6 protein-coding genes are annotated in these 12,432 nt (G+C 33.6%); all 6 read left to right on the top strand.

Annotation, left to right across the window (positions count from 1 at the left end):
• Window positions 1–83 precede the first annotated feature (83 nt).
• The 6 genes from AAC024_RS08615 to AAC024_RS08640 all read left to right on the top strand — a co-directional run bounded on the left by AAC024_RS08615 (window position 84) and on the right by AAC024_RS08640 (window position 12,338).
• Complete coding sequence (locus tag AAC024_RS08615; RefSeq protein WP_339894922.1) at window positions 84–2,381, top strand: NADP-dependent malic enzyme; 2,298 nt, start codon at window positions 84–86, stop codon at window positions 2,379–2,381.
• Between the two features lie 51 nt (window positions 2,382–2,432).
• Window positions 2,433–3,014: a Holliday junction branch migration protein RuvA gene (gene ruvA, locus AAC024_RS08620; protein ID WP_339894880.1), complete on the top strand. Its 582-nt coding sequence runs from the start codon at window positions 2,433–2,435 to the stop codon at window positions 3,012–3,014.
• Window positions 3,015–3,020: 6 nt separating this feature from the next.
• On the top strand, window positions 3,021–10,298 hold the full coding sequence (gene sprA / locus AAC024_RS08625) for a cell surface protein SprA (RefSeq protein WP_339894881.1): 7,278 nt from the start codon (window positions 3,021–3,023) through the stop codon (window positions 10,296–10,298).
• Window positions 10,299–10,810: 512 nt separating this feature from the next.
• Window positions 10,811–11,191, top strand: coding sequence for a glycine cleavage system protein GcvH (gene gcvH, locus AAC024_RS08630; RefSeq protein ID WP_339894882.1), 381 nt, complete (start codon window positions 10,811–10,813; stop codon window positions 11,189–11,191).
• Window positions 11,184–11,558 carry a VanZ family protein gene (locus tag AAC024_RS08635; protein ID WP_339894883.1) on the top strand — a complete coding sequence of 125 codons (375 nt, stop codon included), beginning with the start codon at window positions 11,184–11,186 and terminating at the stop codon, window positions 11,556–11,558. The genes gcvH and AAC024_RS08635 overlap by 8 nt, the downstream gene beginning before the upstream one ends.
• 60 nt (window positions 11,559–11,618) lie before the next feature.
• Window positions 11,619–12,338, top strand: a complete 720-nt coding sequence (locus AAC024_RS08640) for an energy transducer TonB (protein WP_339894884.1) — start codon at window positions 11,619–11,621, stop codon at window positions 12,336–12,338.
• The last annotated feature ends 94 nt before the right edge of the window (window positions 12,339–12,432 follow it).

A 12,432-nucleotide genomic window follows, 5' to 3' on the forward strand; every position in this document is an offset into this window, starting at 1 on the left:
AAAAGAAACATCAATTTTCTAAAAGATTAGAGGTTTCCTTAAAAGGATTATTATATTTTTACGTTTACTTAATATCCAATGTTATGAGCGAAGAAAGCAAACGAAGAGAGGCCCTTATATACCACGCAAAACCAACTCCAGGTAAAATTAAAGTAGTTCCAACCAAAAAATATGCAAGTCAAAGAGATTTATCTTTAGCTTATTCTCCGGGTGTAGCTGCACCTTGTTTAGAGATTGAAAAAGATATAGATGCCGCCTATAAATATACGGCCAAAGGAAATTTAGTTGCTGTAATTTCCAACGGAACTGCCGTTTTAGGTTTAGGGAATATTGGTCCTGAAGCTTCAAAACCTGTTATGGAAGGTAAAGGTTTGTTGTTTAAAATCTTTGCAGACATTGATGTATTTGATATTGAGGTAGGCACTGAAAATGTAGAAGAATTTATTCAAACGGTAAAAATGATTGCGCCTACTTTTGGCGGTATTAATCTTGAAGATATTAAAGCTCCTGAAGCTTTTGAAATTGAAAGGCGTTTAAAGGAAGAGTTGGATATTCCAGTAATGCACGATGACCAACATGGTACAGCTATTATTTCGGCAGCAGCCTTGTTAAATGCAGTAGAACTTTCTGAAAAGAAACTTGGCGACGTAAAAATAGTTATAAGCGGTGCAGGAGCAGCAGCCATTTCATGTTCACGCTTATACCAAGCCTGTGGAGCAACACGTGAAAATATGGTGATGCTAGATAGTAAGGGTGTTATTAGAAATGATAGAGCAAGTTTAACCTCAGAAAAAGCCGAATTTGCCACGGATAGAAAAATAGATACACTTGATGAAGCCATGAAAGATGCCGATGTGTTCATCGGGCTTTCTAAGGCAGATATTGTAACTCCAGATATGCTTCTGGTTATGGCTAAAAACCCCATAGTTTTTGCTATGGCCAATCCAAATCCTGAAATAAAATACGATATTGCAGTTGCTACCCGAAAGGACATTATTATGGCAACTGGCCGTAGCGACCATCCTAACCAAGTAAATAATGTATTAGGATTTCCATTTATTTTTAGAGGCGCTCTGGATGTGCGTGCTACCAAAATTAACGAAGCTATGAAAATGGCTGCGGTACAAGCCCTAGCTAAATTAGCAAAAGAGCCTGTTCCAGAACAAGTAAATATTGCCTATGGCGAAACACGTTTAACTTTTGGAAAAGATTACATAATCCCAAAACCTTTTGATCCACGTTTAATAGCTGAAGTTCCTCCAGCTGTAGCAAAAGCAGCTATGGAGAGTGGTGTTGCTAAAAAACCAATTACTGATTGGGAAAAATATACAGATGTTTTATTGGAGCGTTTAGGGTCTGATAATAAATTAGTGAGGTTGTTGTTAAATCGAGCTAAACTAAATCCGAAGCGTGTTGTTTTTGCTGAGGCAGATCAGCTTGATGTTTTAAAAGCAGCTCAAATAGTACATGAAGATGGTATTGCAATTCCAATTCTTTTAGGAAGAAAAGAGACTATAAAAACACTTATGGTAGAAATTGAGTTTGATGCCAATATCCTTGTTATAGATCCTAAAGAGGAAGAAGAAAACGATAGAAAAAATAAATATGCCAAAGTATATTGGGAGCAACGTAAACGTAGAGGTGTAACGTATTATTCTGCACAACGATTAATGAGAGAGCGTAATTATTTTGCTGCTATGATGGTTAATGAAGGCGATGCAGATGCATTGATTTCTGGGTATTCTCGTAATTATCCAACAGTGGTAAAACCTATGTTAGAGTTAATTGGAATGGCAAATGGGGTTTCTAAAGTGGCTACTACTAACCTAATGATGACTAAAAGAGGGCCGTTATTTTTAAGTGATACTTCTATAAATATAGATCCAGACTCAAAAACTTTAGCTAAGATTACTCAAATGACTTCTAACGTTATTAAAATGTTTGGTTTGAAACCTGTGCTAGCTATGGTGTCATATTCTAATTTTGGTTCTTCAGAAAACGAAAAAGCTTCAAAAATAAGAGAAGCAGTTTCTATTTTACATAGAAATAATCCAGAGATGGATGTTGATGGTGAGCTACAAACAGATTTTGCTTTAAATGACGAGATGCTTCGCGAAAGATTTCCTTTTTCTAAATTAGTTGGTAAAAAGGTAAACGCGCTTATTTTTCCAAATTTGGATTCAGCAAATATTACTTATAAACTATTGAAAGAACTTAATGAAGCAGATTCTATAGGGCCTATTATGATGGGGATGAGAAAACCGGTTCATATTTTACAATTAGGGGCAAGCGTTGACGAAATTGTGAACATGACTGCTATTGCTGTTATAGATGCGCAACACAAAGAAAAACGGGAAATAGAAAATGCTGAGAGTAAGTAAATGAAATGTGAATAATTTTATTACATTTGGTTGTTTAACGAATTGCTCTAAATGATAACACATATTCAAGGAAAACTTACTGAAAAAAATCCAACACATGTTGTTATTGATTGCAACGGTGTAGGCTATATGCTTAATATTTCTCTACATACCTATTCTCAAATTTCAGATAACGAACAGTTAAAGTTATTTACCCATCTTCAAGTAAAAGAAGACTCTCATACTTTGTTTGGTTTTTCGTCTTTAGCAGAGCGAGAAATATTCAGATTATTAATTTCTGTAAGTGGTATAGGCGCAAGTATAGCGCGAACCATGTTATCATCGTTAACTCCAAAACAAATAAGGGAAGGGATAGCCACAGGAGATGTTGTTTTAATTCAGTCTATTAAAGGCATTGGAGCTAAAACAGCACAACGTGTTATTTTGGACTTAAAAGATAAAATATTAAAGATTTACGATATTGACGAAGTTTCTGTTTCTCAAGGCAATACCAATAAAGATGAAGCGTTATCTGCTTTAGAAGTTCTTGGTTTTGTGAAAAAACAGGCAGAACGTGTTGTGGATAAAATTATGGTAACTCAACCTGATGCCAATGTTGAAACTATCATAAAACAGGCCTTAAAAAATTTATAATATATTTTGAACCGAACTAACCATAGCCTTTACAAATTAGCCAAACAATCTCTCCTAATAGTATTCGCTCTATGCTATTCTCTAATAGCTTGGTCTCAGCAACCTACACAAGACTCAGTGAAAACAGGATTTAGTTTGGGTAATATTAAAATACCAAACCCTAATAGCGTAGAGTCTAAATACACATACGACCCACTAAGTGATCGTTACATTTATACTGAGAAAATAGGAGAATTTAATATTAACTATCCTATCATTCTAACACCCAAAGAATACTATGCTTTAGTTGCTAAAGAAAATTTACGGAATTATTATAAAGATAAAATTGATGCTTTTGATGGAAAAAAAGAGGGTACGGAAGACGAGCGTAAAAATTTGCTTCCAGAATTTTATGTTGACTCTGGTTTTTTCGAAAGTATTTTTGGAAGTAATACCATTGAAGTTGTTCCACAAGGATCTGTTGAAATGGATTTAGGAGTGCTATTTTCAAAACAAGATAATCCATCTTTTTCACCAAGAAATAGAAGTAATTTTACTTTTGATTTTGATCAGCGTATCAGCTTAAGTTTACTAGGTAAAGTTGGTACAAGACTACAGGTTACAGCTAATTATGACACGCAGTCTACTTTTGATTTTCAACAGCTTATAAAATTAGAATACACGCCAACCGAAGATGATATTATTCAAAAAATAGAAGTTGGTAATGTGAGTATGCCTTTAAATAGTTCTTTAATTACAGGAGCACAAAGTTTATTTGGTGTAAAAGCACAACTTCAATTTGGAAAAACGACAGTAACAGGAGTGTTTTCAGAACAAAAATCTCAAGCTAATACCGTTATTGCTCAAGGCGGTGGTACACTTGAAGAATTTGAATTTTTTATTAGAGAGTACGATGAAAATAGGCATTTCTTTTTAGCACAATATTTTAGAGATGAATATGATAATGCGTTGGCAAATTATCCATTTATCAACAATAAAGGTTTACAAGTTACACGATTAGAGGTTTGGGTTACTAATAGAAGTAATAGAACCGAAAACGTTAGAAATATTGTGGCGCTTCAAGATTTAGGAGAAAGTGATAAAGTGTTTTCTGCAGTTCCTGTCTTTTCTGGACCAGGGGCTTTTCCTGATAATGAGAATAATGGTTTTAACCCTATAACCATAACAACAGGAGGGTCAACCTTAACAGAACAAATACGAGATATTTCTACCGCAGATCAGGGTTTTGGTGCTTTAAATAATCAAGTTAATGAAGGCGCAGATTATGCCAAACTTGAAAATGCTAGAAAATTAATCAATGGGCAAGAATATAATTTGAACACGGATTTAGGTTATATTTCCTTAAATCAACGATTAAATAATGATGAGGTTTTAGCTGTTGCATTTCAGTATACTGTGGCAGGACAAGTGTATCAAGTAGGTGAATTTGCTAATGATGGCCTTGATGCGACGGATGTTGGCACGAATGCCCAAGGTCAAGTGACTTCTGTAGTTAATACAGCTCTAGTTTTAAAAATGCTAAAGAGTAGTATTACCAATGTCAATCAACCTGTTTGGGATTTGATGATGAAAAACGTGTATGATACAGGTGCTTTTAATTTAAGTCAAGACGATTTCACCTTAAACATTTTCTATAACGAAGCATCGCCTTTAAACTTTATTTCACCTGTTGGCGCTAATTTTGATTTAGATATTAACGGAAACCCAGTTAGCGGGAGTACACCAAGTGACGATCTTATTGAAAACTCACCATTATTGCGTGTTTTCAATCTGGATAAATTGAATTTTAATAACGATCCGCAATCCAGAGGAGATGGATTCTTTGATTATGTTCCAGGGCAAACAGTAATTCCCCAAAACGGAAAAATTGTATTTACCAGTGCTGAACCTTTTGGTGAATATTTATTTAACATATTAGGTGGTGGTAATTACAATGGTGACAATTCGTTATATAACGATGACCAGAGAAAATATGTTTACGACATACTTTATAAAAGCACCAAAACAGAAGCTTTAGACGAGATTGAAAAAAATAAATTCAAACTTAAAGGACGTTATAAGTCTTCTGGCGGTGGCGATGGTATTCCTATTGGATCTTTTAATGTGCCTAGAGGTTCTGTTAGGGTTACTGCAGGTGGTCGTGTTTTAGTTGAAGGGATTGATTATACTGTAAATTATCAATTAGGCCGTGTTCAAATTTTAGATGAATCTTTAAAAGCATCAAATACACCAATTCAGGTTTCAACAGAAAACAATGCTGTTTTTGGTCAGCAAACCAGACGTTTTACAGGATTAAATGTAGAGCATAAATTCAATGATAATTTTGTTTTAGGAGGAACTTTATTAAACTTAAACGAACGCCCTATTACACAAAAAGCAAATTTTGGTAATGAATCTATAAATAATACCATTTTCGGATTAAATGGGAATTATTCTACCAAAGTCCCTTTCTTAACCCGATTAGCAAACAAATTACCAAATATTGATACCGATGTAGAATCTAATTTATCGCTTCGTGGTGAATTCGCGTATTTGGCTCCAGGTGCTCCAAAAGGCACTAATTTTAATGGTGAAGCCACCTCTTATATTGACGATTTTGAGGGTTCGCAAAACGGTATCGATTTAAAATCACAGCAGTCATGGTTTTTATCGAGTAGACCTTTAGATATAAATGGCAATGGTAATCCGGATGAGTTAGAAGACGAAGCAGGTATTCAAAATGGTTATGGCAGAGGGCTTTTAAACTGGTACACTATTGACCCTATTTTTTATAGTAGTCAACGTCCTACTGAAATATCTGATGACGATGTTTCTAATTTATATACAAGCCGTGTTTTTATTAATGAACTGTTTCCAGAGAGAGATTTAGTTCAAGGTCAAAATTCAGTTCTGTTCACATTAGATTTAGCCTATTATCCAGAAGAAAGAGGCCCTTATAATTTTGAGCCAGATTCTGAAGATGACGTATTGGATAATCCAATGGATAGTTGGGCAGGTATAACAAGACAAATAACGTCCACCGATTTTGAACAACAAAATGTGGAGTATATTGATTTTTGGTTACAAGATCCATTTCAAGATAGTCCAACAAATCCTGGAGGGAAGTTAGTTTTCAACTTAGGAAATATTTCAGAAGATATTATAAAAGATGGTAAAAAACTTTATGAGAACGGATTGCCTGATGATGGTGATGTTACTATATTGAGGCAACAGCCAACAAGCTGGGGAACCATTGTGCCACAAAATCAATCCCTAATTTATGCTTTTGATACTACAGGAGCTGAGCGAGATAATCAAGATGTTGGTTATGATGGTTATGATGACGCTAACGAAATAGATGTTTTTGGTAGTCAATTTGGGGATGATCCTGCAAAGGATAATTACACATACTTTTTAACTGCTGAAGGTGATATTTTTGATCGTTACAAAAAATATAACGGTGTAGAAGGCAATACGCCTGATTTATTCACTAATACAGATAGAGGTTCTAATACACAACCCGATGTAGAAGATATTAATCGTGATAACACTATGAATACGATTGATAGTTACTTTGAATATGAGTTAGACTTAACAAGACAAAATTTACCGCAAACACAATCTGATTTTGATAACCTTCCAGATTCAAACCCTTTAAAAGAATTTTTAAGAGATTTTAAAGAAAAACAACGTTCATTTCCTAACGGAGATTCACGAAATGTAAGATGGTATCAATTCAGGGTACCTGTTGAAGGAAGCCATGTTAAGGCAGTTGGTGGTATAAATGATTTGCGTTCCGTAAGGTTCACAAGAGTCTATCTAAAAGATTTTCAAGAAGCAACCGTATTCCGTTTTGGTACTTTAGATTTAGTGAGAAGTGACTGGAGGCGATATACACAAGCTTTAGATAAGAACGACCCAACGCCTGAGGATTCACAAACCGATTTTTCTGTAGGTGTTATTGGCACTATTGAAAATGAAGTGAGTTACGACAGTCCTCCAGGAATTGAGCCAGAACAGTTATTTAATAATAATACAGTAGTACGTCAAAATGAACAATCCTTAGTTGTTAAAGTATGTAACTTAGAAACTGAAGATTCAAGAGGTGTATTTAAAAATATAAATATTGATATGCGCCAGTATAAGCGTATGAGAATGTTTATGCATGCTGAAGATGGTGAATCAGGAATAGGAGATTTAGCTAGTGATGATTTAGTAGGATTTATCAGATTGGGTAATGACCTTACTGAAAATTATTATCAAATAGAAATTCCGTTACAGGTGTCTACATCTACCTCAAGAGAGGGTTTATGGCCAACAGCGAATGAAATTAATTTACCCATTGAAATTTTAGGAAAAATCAAAGCTCAAGGCATTTCGGATATGACTTTAAGTAACGAAGACCCTACGTTTTATGATGTTGTAAATGGCGAAATAGTGCTAGCTGCGAATCCATTTGGAGGTTATACTGTAGGTCAACATCGTGTTGGAATTAGAGGAAATCCTAATTTTGGAGATGTAAGAACATTAATGGTTGGTGTTAAAAATGTTTCAGGAGATAATGACCTTTGTGCTGAAGTATGGTTTAATGAATTACGTTTGTCAGATTTAGATAACGAAGGCGGTTGGGCAGCCGTTGTAAGTATGGATACCAACATTGCAGATTTTGCAAATATTAGTGCAACAGGAAGACAAAGCACTTCTGGTTTTGGCTCTTTAGAGCAAGGGCCTAGTCAGCGTAGTTTAGAAGATGTAAAGCAATATGATGTGGTTACCAATATAAATGTTGGTCAATTACTCCCAAAAAAGTGGGGCATTCAAGTGCCTTTTAATTATGCACAAAGTGAAGAGCTTATTACACCAAAGTACGACCAGTTTTATAAAGATTTAACTTTAAACTCTAGATTGGATGCTGCGGATAGTAATGCTGAAAGAGAAGACATAAAACAACAGTCTGAAGATTATACAAAACGCCAAAGTATCAATTTTATTGGTATTAGAAAAAATAGAACAACAGATAAAAAGCCTCGTTTTTATGATGTTGAAAATGTGACTTTAAACTATTCATATAACAAAGTTGAACGCAGAGATTTTGAAATTGAAAACTCGGTTAATAAAACACTACGTATTGGGGCAAATTATGCACATAATTTTAACCCAGTTACTATTGAACCGTTCAAGAAAAACGACTCACTTTTCACGGGTAAATATTGGAAAATTTTAAAAGATTTTAATTTCAATTTATTGCCAACCAGTTTTACAATTAATACAGATATTAACAGACAGTTCAATAGACAAAAATTTAGAGAAATTGATTTAACTGCAGGTAGTGGAAATATAGGTATTGAAGAGTTGTTTAGAAGAAATTACACCTTCGATTTTCAATATGCTATTAACTATAACCTAACCAATTCGTTACAATTTAACTTTACTGCGGCTAACAACAATATTGTTCGAAATTATTTTAAAGACAATGATTTAATTGCAGGAGAACAAGATGGTGACTTGGATGTTTGGGATGGTTTATTAGATGTAGGAGATCCAAATAGGCAAACTCAAAACCTTGGAATCACTTATCAGTTGCCACTTAACAAAATACCAACATTTAGTTTTATTGATGCAACATATCAATATACAGGTAGTTTTCAATGGCAAAAAGGGTCAGATTTATTTGGGAATTTAGAGGTTAATGGGCAAACTTATGATTTAGGAAATACCGTTCAAAATTCAAACGTTCATAATATCAATACGTCGTTGGATATGAAACGTTTTTACAAGTACATAGGTTTGGTTAAAAAACCAATTAGAAGAGTAAGAACAAGAGCAACACCTGGTGGTGCACCTCCAGGAGCAAAACAAGAGGAAGCTAAAAAGCCAACTAAAAGACCAAAAAATCAATCCGTTACAAAACTTTTAAACGCAGGTGTTGATATTTTAACAAGTATTAAAAGAATTCAAGTAAATTATTCTGAGAATAATGGTATGTTCTTGCCAGGTTATACAAATACTCCAGGGTTTATTGGTACCTTAAAACCAACAGTTGGTTTTACATTTGGTAGTCAAAGCGATGTTAGATATTTAGCAGCAAGACGTGGCTGGCTAACAACGTTTGATGAGTTTAACCAACAATATACAGCAACAAATACAAAACAATTAGATATTTCTGCAAGTTTACAACCCGTTAGAGATTTAAAAATAGACATAGTTGGAAATAGAGCATATTATCAAAATTTTACCGAAAACTATCGGGTTGAAAATGGGGTATATAACCCTTTGACGCCTAATACTTTTGGTAATTATAATATTTCAACAGTGTTGATAAAAACAGCATTTAGTAAGAGTGATGAGGTAAGTTCTCCTGCTTTTGATGACTTTAGAGTTAACAGATTAAAAATTGCAGACAGGCTAGCTAAAAAATTCTATGGGACTGATTCTTATACCAGAGATGCAGAAGGCTTTCCTGAGGGTTTTGGAAAAAACAACCAAAAGGTGTTACTGCCAGCATTTTTAGCCGCTTATTCCGGTCAAGATGCCAACAAAATAACAACCAGTGCTTTTAGAGACATTCCAATACCAAACTGGGATTTAAAATACACAGGATTCATGAAGTTTAATTGGTTTAAAAAGCGTTTTAAACGTTTTTCTGTAACCCATGGCTATCGTTCATCCTATACCATCAATCAGTTTAGCACCAATTTAAATTTGGATTTAAATGGCACTGATAATGATGCTCCTCCAACTCCTGGTCTTCCTTATGCAGATCAATCAGATGCTTCAAAAGATCAATCAGGTAATTTTAAGAATGAACAACTATTCAGTAATATCAATTTAACAGAATTATTTAGCCCGTTAGTTAGAATAGATATGGAAATGAAAAATTCTGTTAGAATTCTAGCGGAAATCAAAAAAGATAGAATGTTATCATTGAGTTTTGATAATAATTTAGTCACCGAAGTTCAGGGATATGAATATATAATAGGATTAGGTTTCAGAATTAAAGATTTGCCTATTCGCTCTAAGTTAGCAGGACCAAAAAAGCGTGTTGTTAGTGATTTAAATATGAAAGCTGATATTTCTGTAAGAGATAACAAAACAATTATTAGGTATTTAGATTTAGAAAACAATCAAATTACATCTGGACAAACCATTTGGGGGTTTAAATATTCCGCAGATTATGCGTTTAGTAAAAACTTAACTGGAATTTTTTATTTTGATTATACCTTTTCAGACTACGCGATTTCAACGGCTTTTCCGCAAACAACAATTAGATCAGGATTTACTATCAGATATAATTTTGGTAATTAAATATTTTAAAACAACTTGAAAAATGGGTATATAGCATAGCCAAAAGATGTGTTTCTTTTAATTCAAACTCCCTTTAACCTTACTAATACCCAGTAATCTGACATCGCTATTGAGCTAAGCTCGGTATCTTCAAAGAAAAATATATTTTCATTTTGATAACTCTCAAGGGGACAATTGTTAACGTAAATAGAGTATGTTTTAGATTCTGGCTAAATTGTTGAAACATCACGAAATTTTTATTCTAAAGTTTAATATGTAATTTGTCCCCTTGAGGGGACTTTAGAGGTGTTCATAAGAGGTGTTCTTCAGAGAATTAGTATTTCTATATTTCTTCGATCAATTCTTTTACAGTATCTTCAATAAACAATAAAACACTAAACATATTTTTCTTAACTTTAACCAATAAGGAACGAAAAAAGTTGAGTGAATATATAACAAAACGAAAAGTAGAAAGTGTTTGAATTTAAATTACAAATAAATACATTTGCCAAATAAAAACTTAAATTAAAAACATGAACATTCCATCAGAATTAAAATATACTAAAGACCACGAATGGATTAAAATAGACGGTGATATTGCTACCATTGGAATTACTGATTTTGCGCAAAGCGAATTAGGAGATATAGTCTATGTTGAAGTAGAAACTGTAGATGAAACTTTAGAAGCTGATGAAGTTTTTGGAACCGTTGAAGCTGTTAAAACAGTATCTGATTTGTTTTTACCATTATCAGGCAAAATTATTGAATTTAATGAAGGTTTAGAAGATGAGCCAGAAGTTGTAAATTCAGACCCATACCATGCCGGATGGATGATAAAATTGAAGTGTTCAGATTTATCACAAGTTGATAAACTCATGTCTGCAGACGATTACAAAATACTTATAGGTGCTTAAAAAGGTTACGTTTTTAGTGGCCCTAGGATATTCAGTTGCATTAGGCGCAGTCAGTTTAATAACCTTAGACATTCCAAATGTACAGATTTCTTTTGCTGATAAAATATTTCATTTCTTAGCCTATAGCCTCTTTACCGTTTTATGGTATCTTGCCTTTTTTTATACGTTTAGTTTTAAAAAAAGAAAGTCAATAATATATGCTGCAGTTTTGGCAATATTATTTGGTATAGTTATTGAGGTTTTACAAGATACTATAACAACCTCAAGAACATTAGATGTATATGACGCTTTAGCTAATACTTTTGGGGCGTTAGTTACAACAATGATAATAGGGATTAAAAATAGTCTGTACGTTAAAAACTCTTAAACACTTGTTTTTTTGAAAAATAAATAGTTATTTTAGCAATCAGGATAAACGATTTAAATTATGGAATCTAAAAAAAATACCAAAGCAAATGTTGGACGTAACAGTTCACTTTACTTCGCCATTGGATTAGCGGCAATGTTGTTTATAACAAACTACGCTATTAATTACAAAACTTATGACAAATCTGATATTGACATCGGGCAATTAAATATGGATGAGTTAGATGAAGAAGAAATTCCAATTACAGAACAAATTCAAACACCACCACCACCACCACCTCCTCCTGCGGCGCCAGAAGTAATAGAGATTGTTGAAGATGAAGAAGAAGTTGAAGAAACGGTTATTGAATCTACTGAGGTTGATCAAGAAACAGAGATTGTAGAAGTGGAAGAAGTTGAAGTAGAAGAAGTTGAAGAAGATATTGATGTACCGTTTTCTGTAATTGAAAATGTGCCAATTTTCCCGGGTTGTGAAAAAGGAAACAACTCTGCAAAAAGAGATTGTATGTCTAAAAAAATAGCTCAATTTGTAAACAAAAAGTTTAATACAGAGTTGGCTAGTGATTTAGGTTTATCAGGAAGACAACGTATAAACGTTATTTTTAAAATTGATAAAACTGGTAATGTAGTAGGTATTCGTGCTAGAGCGCCACATCCAGGATTAGAAAAAGAAGCTACAAGAGTTATTGGTTTATTACCTAAAATGAAACCAGGAAAACAACGTGGTAAACCTGTAAATGTTCCATATTCGTTACCAATTATTTTCCAAGTTCAAGATTAAGAATAAGCATCTATATTTATAAATATTAAAACCTCGAAGATTAAACTTCGGGGTTTTTTATTTTACTCATCCATTGGAGCCATCGAAACTGTAT

Origin of the sequence: uncultured Algibacter sp. (assembly GCF_963976535.1) — a bacterium.
Lineage (GTDB): Bacteria > Bacteroidota > Bacteroidia > Flavobacteriales > Flavobacteriaceae > Algibacter_B.